17 protein-coding genes and 1 pseudogene are annotated in these 21,642 nt (G+C 62.8%); 6 read left to right on the forward strand and 12 right to left on the reverse strand.

Translation table 11 applies throughout. The features are described from left to right. Window positions 1-2 precede the first annotated feature (2 nt). From IRI77_RS00940 to IRI77_RS00950, 3 genes are read left to right on the forward strand one after another with little or no spacing between them, the layout of a single operon-like run. Window positions 3-1,679, forward strand: coding sequence for a sensor histidine kinase (locus IRI77_RS00940; protein WP_194450222.1), 1,677 nt, complete (start codon window positions 3-5; stop codon window positions 1,677-1,679). Then, window positions 1,676-3,028 (forward strand): sigma-54-dependent transcriptional regulator, encoded by a 1,353-nt coding sequence (locus tag IRI77_RS00945; protein ID WP_194450223.1) that lies wholly within the window; start codon window positions 1,676-1,678, stop codon window positions 3,026-3,028. Before IRI77_RS00940 ends, IRI77_RS00945 begins: the two co-directional genes overlap by 4 nt. Then, on the forward strand, window positions 3,025-3,570 hold the full coding sequence (locus tag IRI77_RS00950; protein WP_194450224.1) for an archaemetzincin: 546 nt from the start codon (window positions 3,025-3,027) through the stop codon (window positions 3,568-3,570). Before IRI77_RS00945 ends, IRI77_RS00950 begins: the two co-directional genes overlap by 4 nt. 11 nt (window positions 3,571-3,581) lie before the next feature. Here IRI77_RS00950 and IRI77_RS00955 read toward each other — a convergent pair whose 3' ends face one another. The 6 genes and pseudogenes from IRI77_RS00955 to IRI77_RS00980 all read right to left on the reverse strand — a co-directional run bounded on the left by IRI77_RS00955 (window position 3,582) and on the right by IRI77_RS00980 (window position 9,618). Continuing rightward, window positions 3,582-3,722: a hypothetical protein gene (locus IRI77_RS00955; protein ID WP_194450225.1), complete on the reverse strand. Its 141-nt coding sequence runs from the start codon at window positions 3,720-3,722 to the stop codon at window positions 3,582-3,584. A 153-nt stretch (window positions 3,723-3,875) separates the two neighbouring features. After that, a pseudogene (locus IRI77_RS00960) lies at window positions 3,876-4,268 on the reverse strand (deiodinase-like protein); the annotation flags it as partial. 12 nt (window positions 4,269-4,280) lie between these two features. After that, window positions 4,281-4,589, reverse strand: a complete 309-nt coding sequence (locus tag IRI77_RS00965; protein ID WP_194450227.1) for a thioredoxin domain-containing protein — start codon at window positions 4,587-4,589, stop codon at window positions 4,281-4,283. After that, entirely contained in the window at window positions 4,586-6,898 is a 2,313-nt protein-coding gene (locus tag IRI77_RS00970) for a ribonuclease R family protein (RefSeq protein WP_194450228.1), read from the reverse strand. The genes IRI77_RS00965 and IRI77_RS00970 overlap by 4 nt, the downstream gene beginning before the upstream one ends. A gap of 26 nt (window positions 6,899-6,924) precedes the next feature. After that, window positions 6,925-8,058, reverse strand: coding sequence for a vWA domain-containing protein (locus tag IRI77_RS00975; protein WP_194450229.1), 1,134 nt, complete (start codon window positions 8,056-8,058; stop codon window positions 6,925-6,927). A gap of 30 nt (window positions 8,059-8,088) precedes the next feature. Further along, window positions 8,089-9,618: a magnesium chelatase gene (locus tag IRI77_RS00980; protein ID WP_194453530.1), complete on the reverse strand. Its 1,530-nt coding sequence runs from the start codon at window positions 9,616-9,618 to the stop codon at window positions 8,089-8,091. An 88-nt stretch (window positions 9,619-9,706) separates the two neighbouring features. Here IRI77_RS00980 and IRI77_RS00985 point away from each other — a divergent pair, with 88 nt between their 5' ends. Beyond that, window positions 9,707-10,525 (forward strand): TrmB family transcriptional regulator, encoded by an 819-nt coding sequence (locus tag IRI77_RS00985; protein WP_194450230.1) that lies wholly within the window; start codon window positions 9,707-9,709, stop codon window positions 10,523-10,525. Window positions 10,526-10,642: 117 nt separating this feature from the next. Here IRI77_RS00985 and IRI77_RS00990 read toward each other — a convergent pair whose 3' ends face one another. Together IRI77_RS00990 and IRI77_RS00995 are read right to left on the reverse strand one after the other, a co-directional pair. Beyond that, a complete protein-coding gene (locus tag IRI77_RS00990) occupies window positions 10,643-11,614 on the reverse strand; it encodes a glycosyltransferase family 2 protein (protein WP_194450231.1) in 972 nt (323 codons plus the stop codon). Window positions 11,615-11,625: 11 nt separating this feature from the next. Continuing rightward, the gene (locus IRI77_RS00995) at window positions 11,626-12,360 is read right to left on the reverse strand and encodes an SRPBCC family protein (protein ID WP_194450232.1); all 735 of its coding nucleotides are present in this window, start codon (window positions 12,358-12,360) and stop codon (window positions 11,626-11,628) included. 49 nt (window positions 12,361-12,409) lie between these two features. Here IRI77_RS00995 and gyrA point away from each other — a divergent pair, with 49 nt between their 5' ends. Both gyrA and IRI77_RS01005 read left to right on the forward strand, forming a co-directional pair. Then, entirely contained in the window at window positions 12,410-15,043 is a 2,634-nt protein-coding gene (gyrA, locus tag IRI77_RS01000) for a DNA gyrase subunit A (RefSeq protein ID WP_194450233.1), read from the forward strand. 139 nt (window positions 15,044-15,182) lie between these two features. Next, window positions 15,183-16,472, forward strand: coding sequence for a DUF6861 domain-containing protein (locus tag IRI77_RS01005; RefSeq protein WP_194450234.1), 1,290 nt, complete (start codon window positions 15,183-15,185; stop codon window positions 16,470-16,472). 1 nt (window position 16,473) lies between these two features. On the opposite strand, the gene IRI77_RS01010 is transcribed toward IRI77_RS01005, so the two are convergent. The 4 genes from IRI77_RS01010 to IRI77_RS01025 form a co-directional block, all read right to left on the reverse strand. Continuing rightward, window positions 16,474-18,516: a preprotein translocase subunit SecA gene (locus tag IRI77_RS01010; protein WP_194450235.1), complete on the reverse strand. Its 2,043-nt coding sequence runs from the start codon at window positions 18,514-18,516 to the stop codon at window positions 16,474-16,476. Between the two features lie 102 nt (window positions 18,517-18,618). Beyond that, window positions 18,619-19,986 (reverse strand): acetyl-CoA carboxylase biotin carboxylase subunit, encoded by a 1,368-nt coding sequence (accC, locus tag IRI77_RS01015; protein WP_194450236.1) that lies wholly within the window; start codon window positions 19,984-19,986, stop codon window positions 18,619-18,621. Between the two features lie 15 nt (window positions 19,987-20,001). Next, window positions 20,002-20,499, reverse strand: a complete 498-nt coding sequence (gene accB, locus IRI77_RS01020; RefSeq protein ID WP_194450237.1) for an acetyl-CoA carboxylase biotin carboxyl carrier protein — start codon at window positions 20,497-20,499, stop codon at window positions 20,002-20,004. Next, window positions 20,496-21,590 carry a M24 family metallopeptidase gene (locus IRI77_RS01025; protein ID WP_194450238.1) on the reverse strand — a complete coding sequence of 365 codons (1,095 nt, stop codon included), beginning with the start codon at window positions 21,588-21,590 and terminating at the stop codon, window positions 20,496-20,498. The genes accB and IRI77_RS01025 overlap by 4 nt, the downstream gene beginning before the upstream one ends. Between the last annotated feature and the right edge of the window lie 52 nt (window positions 21,591-21,642).

Below are 21,642 nucleotides of genomic sequence, written 5' to 3' on the forward strand. Positions count from 1 at the left end.
GTTTGACTCAGCACGCCATCCAGTTGCCCCGCTTTGGTCTCGCAGCCAAACTGGCGGGGTGTCTGCTGGCCGCCGTAATCGTCTGTTTTACCCTCTTTGCTTACGTACTCCAGCGCCTCGAGCAGAAACATCTCGAGGCGCTGGTGTCGCTTTCCGCTGAACGCATCTCCGACGTAGTGCACTCCTCCGCCTGGCAGGCGATGCTCCACAACGACCGCGAGATGCTCTACTCGATGATCCGCGACATCGGCCGTGAACCGGGCATTCGCAAGCTCCGCATCATCAACGAGGAAGGGCAGGTGCGCCACTCCACCGATCCAAAGGAGATCGGGAGCATGGTGGATAAGGGCGCCGAGAGCTGTTACGCCTGTCACGCGCAATCCCGTCCGCTCACCAAGTTGGCCCGCCACGACCGGGCGCGCATCTTCACCGGCGCCGATGGCCGCCGCACCCTCGCCGTCATCCGCCCCATCGAAAACGCCACGGAATGCTCCAACGCCGCCTGCCACGCGCACCCGGCCGAACGCCGCATCCTGGGCGTGATCGATGCCCACCTGGCGCTGGACGCCGTCGACGCGCAACTCGCCGAGCATCGCACGCAAGCCTACAGTTTCACCACCGCCACTGCCTTTTTCGCCTGCCTGCTCTCGATTGGGTTCGTCTGGTGGTTTGTCCACCGGCCGATGCGCGAACTGATGGTTGGGACCCTTAACCTGGCCCAGGGCCACTTCGACCATAGGATCGAAGTTCATTCCACGGACGAGATGGGGGTCCTGGCGACCTCCTTCAACGAGATGGCCGCGGAACTGGAGGAAGCCCATTCCGAACTCACCCGCTGGGCGCATACGCTGGAAACGCGTGTGCAGCAGAAGACCGCGGAGCTGGAAACCGCCCACAAGGGACTGATCCATACCGAGAAGATGGCCTCCCTGGGCCGCCTGGCCGCCACGGTGGCGCATGAGGTGAACAATCCGCTGTTCGGCATGCTCACCTATGCCCGCCTCACCCTCAAGGACCTGAGGAAGCCGGATCTGGACGAAGCCACGCGCCAGCGCATGACCGAGAGCCTGCAGGTGATTGAACGCGAAAGCCGGCGCTGCGGGGAACTCATGAAGAACCTGCTGGCCTTCGCCCGGCAGAGCCCGCCCCAGCGCGCGCCTGTCCAGGTCAACATGGTGGTGGAGCGCGCCGTCACTCTCATCGCGCACCAGCTCGATCTTGCCCAGACTGTCCTGATCAAGGAACTCGATCCTTCGCTGCCTGAAGTGCAGTGCGACGCCGGCCAGATCCAGCAGGTGCTCATCGTGCTGGTCGTGAACGCGTCCGAGGCGCTGGGCAAGGGCGGAGAGATTCGGGTGATCACCGAAGCCGCGCCGGCGGGGCAGGGCATTGTGCTGCGTGTGAAGGACAACGGCCCGGGCATCCCCTCCACGATCCAGCAGCAGATCTTTGAGCCCTTTTTCAGCACGAAGGACAACCAGCACCGCACCGGCCTGGGCCTGGCCGTGGCCAAGGGCATCGTCGATCGCCACGGCGGCACGCTCGCCGTGCAGTCTTTGCCCGGACAGGGCGCTGAGTTTATCGTGCATCTGCCGCTGTGTGCGCCAGCGGAAACCCCCGGCGGCCCGGCTCCAGCAGCCAGGACAGCCGATCCAACATCGCAAGGAACGAATGTATGAATAGCGGGAAACTTCTCATCGTCGACGACGACATCGTCGTACGCGACTCTCTCGGGAAGTGGTTTGAGAGCGAAGGCTTCGACGTCACCATCGCTCCGGGCGCTCCCGCCGCGCTGGAGATCCTCAGCCGCGAACGCTTCGACCTGGCCCTCGTCGACATCAAGATGCCCGGAGTGGATGGTATCGAACTGCAGGCCCGCCTCAAGGAGATCGACCAGGACATGCCTGTCGTCATCATGACGGGCTACGCGTCGGTCGAGACGGCTGTCCGCGCCCTCAAGAACGGCGCCTACGATTACATTACAAAGCCCTTCGACCCGGACGAACTCGTTCACCTGGTTTCGAACGCCATCTCGCACCGCACCGCCACCCGGGAAGTCGTCCGCCTGCGCGAGAACCTGAAGCAGATCTTTCCCGATACCCAGCTGATCGGCCAGAGCGCGTCGATGAAGCGTGTGATGGAACTGGTGGAGACCGTGGCGCCCACCGATGCCACCGTGCTCATCACAGGCGAAAGCGGCACGGGCAAGGAAGTGGTGGCCCGCGCGATCCACGCCGCCAGCCCGCGGCGGTTCAACCCGATGGTGGTGATCCACTGCGGAGCGTTGACTGAGTCCCTGCTCGAGAGTGAGCTCTTCGGCCACGAACGTGGAGCCTTCACCGGAGCCCAGGCCCGGAAGAAAGGCAAGTTTGAAGTGGCCGATGGCGGAACTGTCTTCCTGGACGAAATCTCGGACATCAGCCTGCACGTGCAGACGGACCTGTTGCGCGTCCTGCAACAGAAGGAGATTGTCCGAGTCGGCGACACGCAGCAGATCAAGGTGGACTTCCGGGCCATTGCAGCCACCAACAAGAGTCTCGAGCAACTGGTGGAAGAGCGGCTGTTCCGGCCTGACCTTTACTACCGCCTGAACGTCTTTGCCATCGATATCCCACCCGTGCGTTCACGCCGCGAGGACATCCCGCTGCTGGTGGACCATTTCCTGCAGAAGTTCGCGGGCCAGATGAACCGGCCGGTGCAGCGGCTGTCGCCCCGCGCCCTGGAAGTCCTGATGGACTACAACTGGCCCGGCAACGTGCGTGAAATGGAGAATGCGATTGAGCGCGCCATGCTCATCAATCGCGAAACAGAGCTGCGGCCGGAGGACTTCCCGTTCCAGTCCCATCCCTCCCTGCTCAGCGGGGCCGTCGGACAGCGCCTGGAAGACATCGAGAAGACGCACATCGAGAAGATGCTGCAGGAGACGAACTGGAACCTCTCCAAGACGGCACGCATCCTCGACATTGACCGCACGACGCTCTACAACAAGATCAAGCGTTATGGACTGAGAGACGCCGCGCCCAAGTGATCTTAGCCATCCACCTCGTCCCGCTTTCCCTGGCGAGTGGCGAGGGGTTGCCGCCGCTCTCGGTACTCGACCGCCTGGCCGCCGCCACGGCGCGCGCCATGGCCGTCTCCTGCCGGGTCGAGACCGAACCCATTACCATCGATTACGCGTTCGACGCCTATCGCATGCAGGCATGGTCCACGCCGGTGCTGGCGCGCCTGCACGAGCGCAAGCCGCCCGCGGGCACAGTGGTGCTGGGTGTGACCGCGCTCGATCTCTACGTGCCTGTGCTGACGTTTGTATTCGGTGAGGCGCAACTGGGCGGACCGGCAGCGATTGTCTCGACCCACCGCCTGCGTGATGAGTATTACGGCCTCCCGCCCAGGGAAGAGGCGGTTTCCCAGCGCCTCTTCAAGGAGCTATTGCACGAGGTCGGTCATACCCAAGGCCTGCGGCACTGCACGGATTGGCGCTGCGTGATGTCGTCCGCCCATACCGTGGAACGCATCGATGTGCGCCAGGCGGCCTACTGCCGGCCCTGCGCCGAGGCGTTCAGCCGCTGATCAGATTCCCGCTACTTGCGCCGTTCGTCCGCCAGAAGTTCAATCAGCAGGTGCGAGAAGGGGCCGCTATCGGGAGCGGTCGGCGCCAGGATGAAGTCGTCCGGCTCACCGGGCGCGGGGGGCGTCATGAAAAAACGCGGCTCGTAGGCCATGGGCGGACAATCCAACAGTACTCTTTGGCGGCGCGCTGTGCCTCCCAGCAATACGGAGAGTACCGCGCGATCCACGGATGTCTGGTGGCTAACAGCCTGGCGTAAGTCGTCTTCCTTCACATCCCGTCAGATGCTGCCGGGAGGGGAAGGGTTTCAGTTCTTTGGATTTTGTCCAGCCACCTGTATGACGGTGGGCCGCATCTGTTCCGGGTGAAACCCAAAGGGACCCGGGCCGCTTTTATACCGGACATAGCCGTCTTTGTCGATGACATAAAGCCGGTCGGGCCAGCCGGTGTAGGCCAAATCCACCGCGTTGTCGATGCCGTCAAGCAGCGCCGGCATCTCCAGGCCCAGTTTGCGGACGCAAGCCGACGCGACCAGCGACCGGTCCTGCTGCGTCTTCGGCGTGGCAAAGATTACGCCGTCTTTCTCATTCACCGGCAACTGCCACATGTCGCTGGCGTGCGCTTCCTGGATATACACCACATAGAAATCCACGCGATCGCGGAACTCGCGGTACATCGCGTTCAGGACGGGAACCTCCCGCCGGAAGGGCGGTCAAGTGTAGCTCCCGAACACCAGGACCACAGGCCGGGAACCGCGCAGCTCCGACAAGCGCACGCGCCCCTGGTGATCCTGCCGTTCCAGCGTGAAGTCCGGAGCCAGGTCGCCCGGCTTCACCGTACCCGCCCGCGCCTTCGCCCACATGGGCGGAAAGGGCGTTGCGTACATCAGGGGCATCGGCAGCACCATCATGAAGCGGCTGAAGTCCATGGGCGAGTTCGTCATCGCCGCGTACATGACGCCCAGGAAGACGACGTAGATTGCGAGAATGGCCAGCCCGATCCGCAATGCCCAGCGCTTCATCGGCCCTTGCCCCCCTTCCGCTTGATGCCTTTCGGCGGCCCGGGTACGACGATGGAGAAGATCAGCTTCTTCTCGACGGCGTCGACGCGATCCAGCCGGACTTTTACTTTATCGCCAATCCGGATCTCCTTGCGGCTGCGCTCGGCCACAATGGTTCGCGAATTCTCCTGGAAATTCCAGCGCTCACCAGGTAGGAAGTCGATCGGCACCAGTCCTTCGACGAAGAGGTCGTCCAATTCCACGAAGAATCCGAATTTGGCGGTGGAGATCACCAGGCCCTGGAAATCCTCGCCCACCCGGTCGATCATGAACTTGACCTTCTTCCACTCCATCAGCTCGCGCTCCGCCTCGGCCGCGCGGCGCTCAGTATCCGAGCTCTGTTCCGCCATCACCGGCAGCCCCATGATCGGGGCAGGCCTGCCGTCCAGCAGCCCGCCCAGCAGGCGGTGCACCAGCAGGTCGGGATAGCGCCGGATGGGCGACGTGAAGTGCGTATAAGATTTCGCCGCCAGGGCGAAGTGCCCGACGTTCTTCGTCGAGTAGCGCGCCTGCTTCAGCGACCGCAGCATCAGGTAGCTGAGGATCCGCTCTTCGGGTTTGCCCTCCAGCTTTTCCACCAGCTTCTGGTACATCTTTGAAGCCACGCGGAAACTGTCGTCCGCCCGCTCGATCACGCGCAGGATGCGGCGGCCGTCGTTCTTGCGGTCCACCTGCCGGTACCGCTTCACCGGCATGGCGGGGATCCCCAACGAGTAGCCGAACCGCGACGCGGTTTCCTCAAACTCCATCACGCGCTGCGGATCCGGCACTTCGTGCACGCGGTAGATCGACTCGTCGAGGTGCGACTCCAGATGGCCCGACACGGCCTCGTTCGCGGCCAGCATGAACTCCTCAATCAGCCGGTTTGCGATGTTCCTTGGAGTCCGCGCAATGCCCGTCATCACGCCCTGCGCGTCGAACACCACCAGCGGTTCCGGCAGGTCGAAGTCGATGGAGCCGCGCCGCATGCGCTGCTTGTTCAGCACCAGCGCCAGTTCCTTCATCAGCTCGAACTTCGGGACCAGGTCCTTGTAGCGCTCGCGCTGCGCCGCGTCGCCTTCCAGCAGCAGGTGGACGTTCGTATACGTCATCCGCTCCACACTGCGGATCACGCCGCGGCAGAACTCCTGCTTCACCACCTCGCCCTGGCGGTCGATCTCCAGCAGCGCGCTCATGCACAGCCGGTCCACCTGCGGCTTCAGCGAGCAGATCTCCGTCGAGAGCTCCAGCGGCAGCATCGGCACGGCGCGATCGGGGAAATAGACGCTGGTCCCGCGCACCAGTGCTTCCAGGTCGATGGGCGTGCCCGGCCGCACATAGTGGCTGACGTCGGCGATGTGCACATGCAGCGCGTAGTGGCCATTCTCCAGGCGGTCCACCCACACGGCGTCGTCGAAGTCGCGAGCTGTCTCGCCGTCGATGGTCACGATCTCCATGCCACGGAAATCGCGCCGGCCGTCCAGCTCGGATTGCGTGATCACGCCGGGTACATTCTGCGCCTGCTCCAGGACTTCCGGCGGGAAGCGGTTGGGCAGGTGATGCTTGCGGATGGTGACTTCCACGTCGACGCCGAAGTCGTCCGGATGGCCCAGCACTTCCACCACACGGCCCACGGGATAGTCATCGGCGTGGTCCGGATACTCGACGATCTCCACGTTCACAATCAGGCCATCCAGATCCTCAGGCCCGCGCAGGTTCAGCGACGCGGCGCCGATCCGGTCCGGATTGACGCCCGTCTGCGGCAGTTCCATGCCATCCGGGATCAGGATCCACTTCTGCAGCTTGCTGTCATGTGGCACCACGAAGCTCTGGCGCCGCCCGACGCGAAACTCGCCCACCACTGTGGGATGCGCGCGGCGCAGAATCTTGCGGATCTCGCCTTCGGCCCGGCCGCCCTGCACGCGCGTAATTCGCGCCAGCACGCGATCGCCGTGCATCGCCGCACCCATGGAATTCGGAGGCAGGAAGACGTCTCCGCTCAACCCCAGCGGCTGCGTCTCAGGGATTACAAAGCCGTAGCCGTCGCGGTGCATGTTCAGCCGCCCCACGGCGTACTCCTGGGTGCAGCGCGGCAGCACATACTGGCCGCCTTTCAGTTCAATCAGCGAGCCCTTGCGCGCCAGGCGGTCCAGCGCGTCTTCCAGCGCCTGACGGTTCTCGCCCTTCAGTCCGAGCTCCCGCACCAGATGCTTATAGTTCGAGCGGCCGTGAGGCAGAGTGGAGAACCGCTCCAGAATCTCGTTCTCCCATTGCCAGTCACTTCGATGCATGATTTCTACTGTAGCGGCAAAAGCCGTCAGTGAATGGTGCGTGTTTTGCGGTTCAGGAAGTCCATCAGCAGGTACTGGCCCAGATTGTAGGGCGTCGTGAAATAGGCCTTGCCCTTGCACATCTCAGTCACCTTCTGGACGAACTGCACCAGCGAGTAGTCGCTGGCCAGCATGAAGGTGTTGATCAGGATCCCGGCCCGCTTGCAGCGGCCCACCTCTTCCAGCGTCTTGCTCAGCACCAGCGGATCCAGGCCCATCGGGTTCTTGTAAATGCGCCCGTCGTCCAGCGTCAGGGCCGAAGGCTTGCCGTCCGTGATCATCACGATCTGCTTCATGTCCTTCTTTTCCGACGCCAGGATGCGCTGCGCCAGAATCAGGCCGTCCCGCGTGTTCGTATAGTAAGGACCCACCTGGACGCGAGCCAGTTCGCCCAGCCGCACCTCCTCCGCTGAATCGTGGAACAGCACCAGCCTCAGCGAGTCGCCCGGGAACTGTGTGCGGATCAGGTGCGACAGCGCCAGCGCTACGCGCTTCGCCGGTGTGAAACGGTCCTCTCCATAGAGGATCATCGAATGGCTGCAATCCAGCATCAGCACAGTCGCACACGAGCTCTGATACTCACTCTGGTGCACGTGCAGGTCGTCGTACTCGATCTCGAGCGGCAGCTTCAAGCCCTCGCGCTGCAAGGCGGAGAACAGGGTGGCGCTGGCGTCCAGGTTCAGGGTGTCGCCGAACTCCCACTTCTTGGACGACCCGCTGGACTCCACGCCCGTCGACAAGTCGCGAGTCTCATGCGCCCCGAACGATGACCGCCCCAGCGCGCCCATCAGGTCCTTCAGCGTCTTGAAGCCCAGGAAGTCGATGGCCTTGTCGGTGATCTCCACCTTCACCGGCTTCTCCGGGTCATCTTCCTGATTCAGATACCCTTCTTCTTCCAGCTTGGCCAGCAGCCCGTCCAAGGCGCGCTCGATGCTCTCCTTATCGAATTCGCCTTTCTCTTCCAGTGCCCGCTTCAAGGCTTCGCGCAGCTCCTCCATCGTCAACTCGCGCCAGCCGTCGAAGCCGCTGTCCAGCATCAGGTCGCCCAACATCTGCATCAGATCCTCGGCCGAAAGGCCCAGGTCTGTTTCTTCGAAGCGTCCGTAGCGTATTTTTTTCATGTGAGGAGCAGTCAGCTGTCAGTCTTGCCGTCAGTTGTAATTCCGCTTCTTGTCCTTGCGCCGGCGCGGCGGCCAATCGTTCTCTTCCTCTTCCTCGCCATTCCAGTCCTGCGGATCCGATGAAGGTCCATCGCCGCCCTGGAAGCCCAGTTCCTCACTGCGGCCGATCCGCTTCAACGCGTAGAGGCCTTCCAGGATGAACTCGCCCGCCGCCGCCCGCACCCCGTCGCTCTCGTTCTCTGTGAGGCCCAGATGCTTCGTCTTTTCCAGCAACCCGGGAATCGACGACAGCGCGTTCACTACCTCGGCGGAGGTCGACAGTTCATTCAGCTTCAAGGTCCCGCCGGCCGAGAAGTGCTGGATCACTTCCCGTACGCTGACGTTCTCGAAGTGCTTCTTGTAAACGCGGGCCAGCGCGGCCTTGATCAGCTCGCGCGCCACCGCGTCGCCGCCCTTCAACTCGCCTTCATACTCCAGTTCCAGCTTGCCCGTAATCGAGGGCAGCGCGGCATAGAGGTCGAGGATTCGCGGGACTGCGTCCGAATCGCCGGTCATCAGCGCCCTGCGCTCGGCGTTGGAGACGACGTTCTCCATCACTGAGATGGGCAGCCGCTGGCTCACGCCGCTGCGCTTGTCCACGCGCTTGTCTTCACGCGCCGCAAAGGCCAGTGTCTCCACCACATCGCGCATCCAGCCCGGTACGGCGATAGAGACAGCCGACTCGCGCTTCGTCCAGGACTCCGCGTTTGTGATCGCGATACCCTGGTCGACCGTCATCGGATAGTGTGTGCGAATCTCGCTGCCGATGCGGTCCTTTAAGGGTGTGATGATCTTGCCGCGAGCCGTGTAGTCCTCAGGGTTCGCCGTGAAGACCATCATTAGATCCAGCGGCAGCCGCACGGGGTAGCCCTTGATCTGAACATCACCCTCCTGCAGGATGTTGAACAAACCCACCTGGATCTTGCCCGCCAGGTCGGGCAGTTCGTTGATGGCGAAGATTCCGCGATTGGCGCGCGGCAGCAGGCCGTAGTGCACTGTCAGTTCGTCGCTGATGTTCTGCCCGGCGCGGGCCGCTTTGATCGGATCCAGGTCTCCGATCATATCCGCGATGGTCACGTCCGGCGTGGCCAGCTTCTCGACGTAGCGCTGCTCGGGCGTCAGCCACGCAATGGGCGTCTCCTCGCCCATCTCTTCCACGGTCAGGCGGCCCATCTTGCTCAGCGGCTGGTAGGGGTTGTCGCGGATCTCCGACCCGGCGATGTACGGCATCGCCTCGTCCAGCAGGTAGGTGAGCATGCGCACCAGCTTCGTTTTCGCCTGTCCGCGCAGGCCCAGCAGGATGAAATTGTGCTTGGAAAGCACGGCATTCACCACCTGCGGAACCACTGTATCTTCATAGCCCACAATGCCTGGAAACAGCGTTTTGCCCTGTTTCAGCTTGCAGATCAGATTCTCCCGCATCTCGTCTTTGACGCTACGGCAGCGGCTGCGCTGCTCCGACCACTCGCTGCGGCGCAGCGCGCCGAGGGTATGCGGCAATTCCCAGGTGTTGACGCCCATGTAGATCAGATGCACGAACTGCCCCGGGTGTTGCAGCGGCAGCCGTTTCCTTGTGATATACCTGATGAACCTAAGGATGAATGGGGATATGGCAAACGATCTTGCCGATGTTGATTATGAGAAATTCTGGCGCCGGCTTCAGCAGGTTGGGCTGAACGCATACGAGGCGCGATCCTACGTTGTGCTCGTGGGGCATCCACGCTTCAAGGCGCTGGAACTGGCCGCGCGGGCGCGCGTACCCAGACAGAAGATTTACGAGGTGCTCGATAGCCTGGTGGAAAAGGGCTTCGCGCAAGTGGTGCAGGAAAAGACCAAACTCTTCTCCGCCGTCGAACCCGGCCTGGCCATACCGGCCTACCTGGAGCGGCAGAAAGAGAACCTCGAACAGCAACTGGACGAACAGAGGCGCCATGGCAATTCCCTGGCGACTGACCTCAGAACCGCTTATGCCGAAGGGCAGGGCGGCCGCGGAACTCTCGACTATCTGCGCATCGTGAACGACCCGTCGCAGATCGCCGTCCACTACCGCTCCATGCTATCCAGCGTCGAGCGGGAGTTCATCGAGTTCTCCCGGCCACCTTACGCCGTCGATCCGCTGGACGAACAACTGGTGAAACAGGCGGCCGCACGGGGTGTGCGCAGCCGGATCCTGGTGGAGTCCGGAGCCCTCGACGACGAGCACCGCGGCCGCCTGCAGGACTACAAGTCCGTGGGCGTAGAAGTCCGCGAAGTGCTTTCCTTGCCTCTGAAATTGGCTTTGTTTGACTGCAACCAGGGTCTGGTGGCGCTGCTCGATCCGGTCATTACCCGCCCGTCCTGGACGGCTGTGGTCTTCGATCACGCCGGCCTGGCCGAGGCGATGGCCGGCCTGTTTGAAGAGCGCTGGCGCCGCGCCATCACTCACTAAAGCATTGGAGCCGTGACCGGCGGCGAGCGGGAATCTACCTAGTCCACCCGTCCTGCCACGATCACGGCTCCCGGTACTCTTTCCGGCTGATTTCGATCCGGCTCCAGCCCGGCCGCCCTACTTGCCTTCGCCTGCCGTCTTGGCTTCCTGCTGCGACCGCACTTCCCTGATCGCATAGATCCGGCGGCCCTGGCTTTCAAAGTAGGTACGCATCAGGATCTCGCCCAGCAGGCCCGTCGTGAACATCACCAGGCCCACCAGCAACAGCAGGCCGCCGGTAAACAGCAGCGGGCCGTGCTGCATGATGATCTCCTGGCCCAGCAGCTTCTTGACCAGCAGGAAGAACAGGATGGCACAGCCCGTCGTGCCGCTGGCCAGGCCGATGCGTCCGAAGAAGTGCATCGGGCGGGTGAAGTATTTGAGCAGGAAGCGGATCGTGATGATATCGAACATCACGTTGAACGTCCGTCCGATGCCGTAGTGCGACGCCCCGCCCGTGCGAGGCGGATTCTGGATCGGCACCTCGGCGATACGCGCGCCATAGACGCTGGCCAGGGCCGGGATGAAGCGATGGAGCTCGCCGTAGAGGTTGACGTCCTTGATCACTTCCGCCCGGTACGCCTTGTAAGTAGTGCCGAAGTCGTGCAGGTCGACGCCGCTCACCTTGGACATCAGCCAGTTGGCGATCCGCGACGGGATCTTCCTCATCACCAGGTTGTCGTTGCGCTGCTTCCGCCAGCCGCTGGCGATGTCATAGCCCTCGTCGATCTTCGCCAGCAGCGCCGGCATGTCCGCCGGATCGTGTTGCAGGTCGCCGTCCATCGAGATGATGACTGAACCGCGGGCTTCGTCAAAACCGGCCGAAAGCGCAGCGGTTTGTCCGAAATTGCGGCGCAGGCGAATCACCTTCAGGTGCGAGTCGGTCTCCACCAGATTCGCCAGCAAATCGAAGCTGCGGTCGTTCGAAGCGTCGTCCACGAAAATCAGTTCATACGGACGGTTGATGATTTCCATCACCGACGTGAGCCCGTCGTACAGCCGGAGGATGGCAGGCTCTTCATTGTGAATCGGGATGACGATCGAAAGCATGGGGGCTACTTTCAGGATATCAACAGGCTTTGAAGGTGGTCGAGCGATTCTTCCAGTTGCGGTTTCACACTGGAAAGGTCGTAGTCTTTGCTCCACGAGGTCACACGCAGGGCCAGTTCCTGGGCGCCCGCCCACCGAAACGCCTTGCATTCCAGGGCGCCGCCCACCGGATCCCAGCGATAGCAGACCTCCTGGCCCGTATCCGTCAGGATCTCCCTGGGCCGTTCGGCCACCTTGAGCCAGCGCCGCAGTTCGCGCGGATCCTGGTAATACGGCAGGACTTTTGCAAACGAACCGGTCCACGGCCGCCGCACCAGCAGCGTCTGCCTGGGCTGCTCGAAGTAGTTCTCCGCGTAATGCCGCATCAGGGCCATGGACATCAGCCAGGCGGAACGGACATCCGCCCTGCCATCCGCCTCCGGCACCTGTTGCCCGTGCCATTGCTGCTTCACCGTCATCCGGCTGCCGTGCCCTTCGGCTCCCAACAGGAACACTACCGTCGTGCCCGGTGATTCGAGTGTCATACGCACTTCGGGAATCAACTCCGTGACCGTGCAATGGGCCTGAACGCCGAAGTCAGCGAACTTCCAGTAGTAGTCGCCGCCCACCTTGATCTCGCCCCAGGCGTGATCGCAAAACCACTGTTGTAGAAGCTCCGGGTCGGCCCAAGCCCTCCACAGCTTGTCGCACGAGGCGAAACTGAGGACCGATGCGCTTACAGCATTGGATTCTGTCGTGGGTTGCATAGGTTAAGGCCCGATCTTTCAACGGCTTTGCTAAAATGATACTTGATCCATGCCGAATCCGCAGAACCCTGACGATCCGCAAGCGCCACCGCCGTCCGGGGGTGGCATCCAACTGCCCCTGGGCGATCGTAAGAACATCACGCCCATCAACATCGAAGACGAGATGCGCCGCTCGTATCTCGACTACTCGATGTCGGTGATTATCGGCCGCGCCCTGCCTGATGTGCGCGACGGGCTGAAGCCTGTCCATCGCCGCATCTTGTTTGGAATGAGCGAGATGGGCCTAACCTACAACCGGCCCACCAAGAAGTGCGCGCGCATCGTCGGCGACGTTCTCGGCAAGTTCCACCCGCACGGCGACACCTCGGTCTACGACGCGTTGGTTCGCATGGCCCAGCCGTTCTCGATGCGCTACCCGCTGGTCGACGGCCAGGGCAACTTCGGTTCGGTCGACGCCGACCCGCCGGCGGCCATGCGGTACACTGAGGCCCGCCTCTCCAAGATCGCCGCCGTCATATTGGAGGATCTCGACAAAGAAACGGTCGATTTCCGCTCCAACTACGACGACACGATGCAGGAGCCCGAGGTCCTGCCTACCCGCGTCCCGAATCTGCTGTTGAACGGCAGCGAGGGCATCGCCGTCGGCATGGCGACCCGCATCCCGCCGCACAACCTCACTGAGATCGTCAACGCCACCATCGAGCTGGTCCAGGATCCGCACACGCCGCTCAGCCGGATCATGGAACTGGTGCCTGGCCCCGATTTCCCCACCGGCGCTATCCTGCTGGGCCGCCAGGGCATTCTCGACTACTTCACGCGCGGCCGCGGCTCGCTCAAGATCCGCGCCAAAGTGAGCATGGAGAAGTTCGGCAAGGATCGCGATGCGATCATCATCACCGAACTGCCCTACCAGGTGAACAAGGCCAAGCTGGTCGAGCAGATCGCCCAGTTGGTCAATGAGAAGCGCCTGGAAGGCATCTCCGACGTCCGCGACGAGAGCGACCGCGACGGCATGCGGGTCGTGATCGAGCTCAAGCGCAACGAGCAGACGGACATCGTCCTCAACAATCTCTACAAGTTGACCCAGATGCAGGTGAGCTTCGGCGTCATCCTGCTCTCCATCGTCAATGGCCAGCCGCGCGAGCTCGGCATCATCGATTGCCTGAAGCGCTTCATCGACCACCGCGTCGAAGTCGTCCGGCGGCGTACGGAATTCCTGTTGCGCAAGGCCCGCGAACGCGAGCACCTCTTGCTGGGCTTCCAGAAGGCCCTGCAGAATCTGGACGCGGTCATCGAGACCGTCCGCGCGTCCCGCAACCCGCGGGAAGCCCGCGAAGCCCTCATGGGCCAGATGGAGTTCCCCGAGAACCTCCGCCTGCAGGAAGTGGTGGCCAAGTGGTCCCCCACGATCACCTTCAACGGGGAGGCTATCTCCCGTTTCGACTTCTCAGAGAAGCAGGCCCAGGCGATCATCGAATTGCAGCTCCAGCGCCTCACCGGCATGGAGCAGCAGAAGATCCTCGACGAGTTGGCTGAAATCCAGCGCCTCATCTCGGGCTATCTCGAGATCCTCGGTTCCGACAAGGTCCTGCGCGGCGTCATCATCAAAGAGCTCAAGGAAGTCCAGAAGGACTTCGGTGATGCCCGCCGGACGGCGATTGTCGAGGACGAAGGCGAGATCAGCCTCGAAGACCTGATCAAGCCGGAAGACGTGGTGGTGACCGTCACTCGCGGCGGCTACCTGAAGCGTACTTCGCTCGACACTTACCGGCGCCAGACCCGCGGCGGCAAGGGCCGCATCGGCATGGCGACGCGCACGGAAGATGTGGTGGAGCACCTCATGGTGGCCAACACGCACAGCTTCCTGCTGATCTTCACGTCGATGGGCCGCCTCTACTGGCTGAAGGTGTACAACATCCCCGATGCCGGCGCCGCCTCCAAGGGCAAGAACATCAACGGGCTCATCAGTCTGCAGGAAGACGAAACCGTTCGTACGTTCCTCGCCGTCAAGGAGTTCACGCCAGACCGCTTCGTCGTGATGGCCACCAAGCATGGTGTCATCAAGAAGTGCGAACTGACCGTCTTCGACAACCCCATGGCCCGCGGCATCATCGCCATCGGCCTGAAGGATGAAGATGAACTCATCAGTGCCCGCATCTCTACCGGGAAGGACCTGATCTTCATCGCCACCCACGAAGGCATGGCGATCAAGTTCGACGAGAACGATGTCCGCGCCATGGGCCGTCCGGCTGCGGGCGTCACCTCCATGCGCCTGGATCTGGGCGACTACATCATCGGCATGGAAGTCGTCACCGAAGAGAGCCTGATGCTGTCCGTCTCCGATCTCGGCTTCGGCAAACGGACCAAGATCAGCGAGTACCGTCTGCAGGGCCGCGCGGGCCGGGGCGTCATCAACATGAAGCTCACCAACAAGACCGGCCGCGTGCTGGCTGTCCTGGAAGTGAAGGAAGACACGGACGTTATCCTCATCACCCGCGATGGGAAGATCCTCCGGACGGAAGCGGAATCCATCCGCAAGACCGGCCGCTCCGCCTCCGGCGTGAAGCTGGTTTCCATGGAAGCGACCGATGCCGTGGCCGCCGCTTGCGCCGTGCAGGAAGCGGAACAGGTGGAGGGCGAGGACGACGCCGATAACGGCCAGGGCGACCTGCCGCTGCAGTAAGCAACCAGACCAAACAGGACGGCCCGGAGCGCATCCCGCTCCGGGCCGTTTTGCGTTCCGGAGAGAACGAACATTTCTTCTCAAGTAGTGATTGATCCGGCCACGTTTCTCCGCGAACATAGCAGGAACTGGCGGAACAATGGCTATCTCTTGGCTGGGACTCTCCTCGGACGAACTGATAAAACGAAAAGACTGTCTGGTTGACGCCTGGAATCGGGCCCAGGGGCGGTATGTCACCGATGCGATCATCGCCCATACCACGAAGGACTTTGTCGGGCTGGTCGCCGGGGTCATCACCATGGTGGTGGGCGCCGCGATGGTGATCATTATCGGCAATGTGGCCGGCGCCGCCATCGGGGGCGCGCTGGGTTCCCTCGCCGGCGGAGCGGGCGCCGTGCCTGGCGCGGCAGCCGGCCGTGCCCTCGGGAACCTCATTGCCACCGGATTTCTCAATGTGCTGGGCGTCGGCCTGCTCATCGCATATATCGGATCGGAACTGGGTACCATCGGCTACCACTTCTATGTGGCCATCGACTGCGCCTGGAACTCGGCCGATTTCGGCAATCCCTACTACACCGTGCGTATCGATTGGGCCGCCCGCCACTTCGCCGAGGGTATTGGTAAGTTCTTTGGAGCCATGGTGATGGCGCTCATCATCGTACTCACGCGGCGGCCTGCCGAAGAGCGCATGAAGGTCTTTAACAGCAAGCTGAGCCAGCTCTGCAACGGTCTGGAAGCCTACATCGCGAGGAATTTGAAGCCGCTCGAAGCCAAGTACAAGAACGGCTTGGCCAAGGCTACGGTGACCGAAGGCATTCCCGAAACGCCGGAACTCGGCATGAAGGAGCAGAAGAAGAAAGCCCAGGCAGCCGCGGCCGCGGCCAAGCCGTTTGGCGACATGCCCAGCTTCTACCGCCACAAAGTGACTGAGCTGCAGGGCTGGCTGAAGGCCAACGGCTTCACCAAGAAGGCGTCAGTCCGGAAGCCGGGCGATGCAAAACCGGGCGGCGGCACCTACTCGGATTTCCAGAGCGAAATCTGGATGCGGGATCGCGGCAACGGGGCGATCGAATGCGTACGCATCGATCCGGAAGGCCACCTGCCGCCGGCCGACCCTTCCAAGCGCACCGGACCATTCCGGGTGACGCAGGATCCAGCCACCGGCAAGTGGTCCGACGAGCGAATCGCCTGGGGCGAGCGGCCTCACTACCATCTCGAGACCATCACACCGGACAAGGCGCAGGTGTACCTGAACACGTATGTTCCGGAAGCGAAGATGTTTGAGGCGGGCGGGAAGTCGGTGGGCCAGATGCAGGATTGGCACAACTCGGCCAACGAATGGGCGATCAAGGTCTACGGCGAGGACGGTGCGCTGGCGCCGCTGCGCGGCAAGTTCGAGATGATTCACATCCCGCTGGCCGCGCCGTAAACTACGCGCCGCCGTGGCGTTCGCTGAACATGCGGCGCAGACCCTTCACGACGCGCTCGCTCCAGGTTCCGAACGGCTGGTCGGTTGTGGTGTAGGTCCAGACTGCCCCGCGTTCATTCGGATCGAGGCCGCCGGACTCTTCGGCCGTCCGCAGGCGCGCCCCGATCTCCGCCGGCAGGCTCTCTTCCAATTCCCCGAACCACTGGTGGACCGTGCGCAGGTACTCCTGGTGCGGATCCTTGCCGCCCCACGAGATCCAATGCACGCCGGTGCGGAAGTCGGCCACCCGCGCCAGGTAGTCCGCCCACAGGTCGTCGATCACCCGCAGGGTCACCAATCGCTCCAACTCGGACGCGGTGGCGGTTTCACTCTCGAGTACGGATTGCCGGTAAGTGTGGAGCCGGTGGCGCTGTCCCTCGATGGGCATCTCGTACTTCTGCAGGAACTGCCGGATGTCCAGATTTTGGCCCTCCACAAACTTCTGGACGGTGGAGGGATCGTGGCGGAACTTGGGCATGACGTCGCCGAACTTGACGATCAGGTCGTCTTCCAGTGATACGAAGTAGCGGGCGCAGCCGGGATCGCCCTGCCGCCCGGCCCGGCCGCGCAGTTGGTTGTCGATGCGGCGGCTCTCGTGCTTATTCGTTCCAATCACATACAGGCCGCCCAGTGCCGCCACACCATCGCCCAGCCGGATGTCCGTGCCGCGGCCAGCCATGTTGGTGGAGATGGTCACGGCGCCGCGTTCTCCAGCCCGTGCAATGATCGAGGCCTCCGCCCGGTCGTTACGGGCGTTTAAAACTTCGTGGGGTACACCCGCCAACAGGTGGCTGAGGTGTTCGGATTCCGCCACGCTTGCGGTGCCGACGAGCACCGGTTGGCCCGTGGCATGAACCCGGCTGATCTCTTCCAGCAGCGCCCGGTCCTTGGCCGCTTTCGACGGGAAGACCGCATCCGGGTAGTCGGTGCGAACGATGGGTTTGTTCGGTGGAATCACTTCCACCTCGAGCCCGTAGACCTTCTCGAACTCCTCGCGCTGCGTGGCGGCCGTGCCGGTCATCCCGCAGACCATCGGGTAGAGGGCGATCAGGTGTTGCAGGGTGATGGAGCCCAGAATCGAGCCCTGGGGCTTGGCCGAGACGCCTTCCTTGGCTTCGATCGCCGCGTGGAGGCCGGCCGGCCAACGGCGGTCCTGGGCGATGCGGCCCTTGAACTCGTCCACCAGTTCGATCGACCCATCCTTGACCACATAGTCGACATCGCGGTGCAGCAAGCGGTGGGCGTGCAGCGCGTCCTGGATGGCCGTGTGGAGCTGCAAGTTCTTCTCATCGAACAGGTTGCCGCAAGCGAACGCGCTCTCCACGGCGCGGATGCCGGCATCGGTCAGGGCGACGTTCCGTTGGCCGGTGTCGATGGTGGAGTGCAGGTAGGGCTGCAGGTGCCGCACCACCTGATCGGCCCGCAGGGCCACTCCGCCCTCGTCATCATTGCCGCCGGCGATGACCAGCGGGATGCGCGCCTCGTCGATCAGGATGGAGTCGGCTTCATCAATCACGGCGACGGCGAAGGGCCGGTGGACTTGGTCTTTGGGATACAGCGCCAGCCGGTCGCGCAGGAAATCGAAGCCAATCTCGTTGGCGGTGGAGTAGGTGATGTCGCAGGCGTAAGCGGCACGGCGTTCGGCGCTGGTCATGCCCTGCTGGATTGCGCCGACGGTCAGCCCTAACCGCTTGTAAACAAGGCCCATCCATTCCGCGTCGCGAGCGGCCAGGTAGTCGTTCACGGTCAGGACGTGAACGCCCTGGTGTTGGCGGGCGAACCAGGAGATGGCCGGGACGGCCGCCAGGGTTTTGCCTTCTCCCGTTTGCATCTCGGCAATGCGGCCATTTGTCAGGGCGAGGCAGCCCTGCAGTTGTACGTCAAAGAGGGAGAGGCCGAGTTCGCGCTCAGCCAGAACGGCGGCCAGGGCGATCCAACGGTGCAGATCGTCCGGCCTTTCGGGGTTCAGTTCAGGCTCGGTCCGGCGGCGGTACTCCGCGCGCAAGTCATTGATTTGCTGGACGGCGTTGGCTTCGCGCCGCGCGGAGGGCAGCAGGGATTGCAGGAATCGTCGAATGACACCCTCCTCCCGGTCTGGGGCGGACTCCTACCGAGCGGCCGCGGCGGCTTTGCGCCGTTCCAGGAACCGCGTGATGAAGTGCGTGTCGATGGAAGCGCTTTGGAACTCGGGATCGGCCAGGATCTCCTGGTGGAGCGAGATCGAAGTGTGAATGCCCTCGATTACGAACATGTCGAGGGCCCGCTGCATGCGGGCGACCGATTCGGCCCGGTCGCGGCCGTGTGTGATGAGCTTGGCCACCAGCGAGTCGTAATACGGCGGGATGACCCCGTCGTTATAGGCGGCGGTATCCACGCGGACGCCGATGCCGCCCGGCAGGTTTAGCGCCTGGATGCGGCCAGGTGACGGCGTGAACGTGACCGGATGCTCGGCGTTGATCCGGCATTCGAGGGCATGGCCTCTAATCTCGATCGGGCCGCCCAGGATGTCGGAGAGCTTCTCGCCCTGGGCTACGCGGATCTGGGCCTTCACGAGGTCGATGCCCGTGACGAGCTCGGTCACCGGGTGCTCCACCTGGATTCGGGCGTTCACCTCGATGAAGTACAGACTGCCGGTCTCGTCCATCAAAAACTCGACTGTACCGGCGTTGGTGTAGCCGATGGCGGAAAGCGCCTTCTTCAGGGCCGCCGCCGTCTTTTTGCGAAGGGCAGGAGAGACCGCCGAGGAGGGCGCCTCCTCGATCAGCTTCTGGTGGCGGCGCTGGATGGAGCACTCGCGCTCGCCCAGCACTTCCACGTTGCCGTGTTCATCGGCGATGACCTGAAACTCGATGTGGCGCGGCTTCTCGATGAACTTCTCGCAATACATGTCGCCATTCGAGAAGGCGCCCTGTGCCTCATGCTGCGCCTGGGCCAGCAGGCCGGGCAGTTCCTCGGGCGTGCGGACGATGCGCATGCCGCGCCCGCCGCCTCCGGCCGAGGCCTTGAGAATGACGGGATAACCGATCTCGGCGGCAATGGCCAGAGCATGTTCGGGGCTTTCGATGACGCCTTCCGAGCCCGGCAGAATCGGGACGCCATGAGCCTTCATCTTCTCGCGGGCGATCTGCTTCAGGCCCATTGAGCGGGTGACGTCCGGTTCGGGGCCGATGAACTTCAGGCCCGATGCCTTGCAGACCTCGGCGAAGTCGGAGTTCTCGCTCAGGAATCCGTAACCGGGGTGGATGGCGTCAACGTTCGTGATTTCGGCTGCGCTGATGACGGACGGGATGTTCAGGTAGCTGAGCGCGCTCTTGGCTGGACCAATGCAGACGGCTTCGTCAGCAAAGCGGACGTGGAGCGAGTAGCGGTCGGCCTCGGAGTACACGGCCACCGTCTTGATGCCCATGTCCTTGCAGGCGCAGATCACGCGCAAGGCGATCTCTCCGCGGTTGGCGATCAGGACTTTCTGGATCATGAGGGGTGGTTCCCGTTAGTTGGGTTTCACCAGAAACAGAACTTCGCCGTACTCTACCGGTTGGCCATTCTCGACCAAACGCTTGACGATCGTGCCGGAAACTTCTGATTCAATCTCGTTCATCAACTTCATCGACTCGATGATGCAGAGCACCTTGCCGGGTTTGATGGAGTCGCCGACCTTGACGAAGTTATCGGCCCCGGGTGCGCCGGCGGCATAGAATGTGCCGACGATGGGCGATTTGATGGGTTCCAGGGTGGGGTCAGTGAGATCGGGCTCGCCAGGCGCGGCTTGGGCCAAGGGCGCGGCCACGGTCACCTGAGAGAGAGGAGTGGTGGAGTGCACGGGCGCCGGAGGTGCCTGCTGCGTCTGCTGCGGCACATGGATTTCCTGCGTGACGACACCCGCTGTGCGCTTGATCCAGACGCGGTTCTCGCCGCGCTGTACTTCCAGTTCCGCAACTCCCGTGGAGCAAACCGTATGGATCAGTTCACGAATCTCTTCAATGGTCATGATGCGAGTACCACAAATTCCTTTGTCGTCGGCGTGAGCACGTCAACGCCGGTCTCCGTCACCAGGACGGTATCTTCAATCCGTACGCCTCCGAAGTCCTGCACATAAACGCCGGGCTCGATGGTGATCACCATGCCAGGCTGAAGGACCGTCTCCACCTTGGCGCCGATCCTTGGATTCTCGTGAATTTCGAGACCCAGGCCGTGGCCGGTGGAGTGCGTAAAATATCGATCCAGCTTCCGCTTCTTCAACGCATCGCGGGCCGCCGCATCCACCTCGGCGCACGATGCGCCCGGCTTGACGGCGGCGATTGCCTGCAACTGCGCCTCCAGCACGGCCTCATACAAGCCGCGGATGCGGGCGCCCGGTTCGCCCAAGTGGACCACCCGAGTCATATCGCTCGCGTAGCCTTCCAGGCTTGCACCCATGTCTATCAATAGTACCTGATCGTTTTTGAGCTGTTCGGTGGTCGGCTGGGCGTGCGGCAAAGCGGAACGGGCTCCGCAGGCGACGATCGTCTCGAACGCCGGGCCTTCCGCGCCCAGGCGCCGCATGCGGTAGTCGAGTTCGGCGGCGACCTCCAACTCCGTCATGCCGGGCTTCACCTTTTTGAGGGTCTGCGCCAGGGCCTTCGAGTTGACCTGCACGGAGCGCCGGATGGTGTCGATTTCGGCCGCTGATTTGATGGCCCGCAGCGACTCCACCACGCCCTTGACGGGCCGTAGTTTCACGCCTTTGCCGATGATTTTTGCGACTTCCAGCCAGTCGGCGTGAGAGACCTTGTCGGACTCCAGCGCGATGCTGGTCAAGTTGCGCTTTTTGATCTCCGCGGCGACCTCGGGCCACAGCGGCCCACGCACGATGCGGACGGCGCAGTGGGCCTGCTGGCGCGCCTGGATGTCGTAGCGGGGGTCTGTGTAGAGGGTCGCTCCGCGGCCTGAAATCAATAAGATGGCGTTGCTGCCCGTAAAGCCGCTAAGGTAGCGGACATTCGGGAGATGAGTGATGACGGCGGCTGCCGCTTTCTGCTGATCCAGCAGGTGAAGCAGCTTGGCGCACCGGTCACGGCGGGAATCGGGAACACGAGTCAAACCTCTCAATTGTAACATTCACCTGCTGTTGTGTTTCACACCACAAAGGCGA

Source organism: Paludibaculum fermentans (genome assembly GCF_015277775.1).
Lineage (GTDB): Bacteria > Acidobacteriota > Terriglobia > Bryobacterales > Bryobacteraceae > Paludibaculum > Paludibaculum fermentans.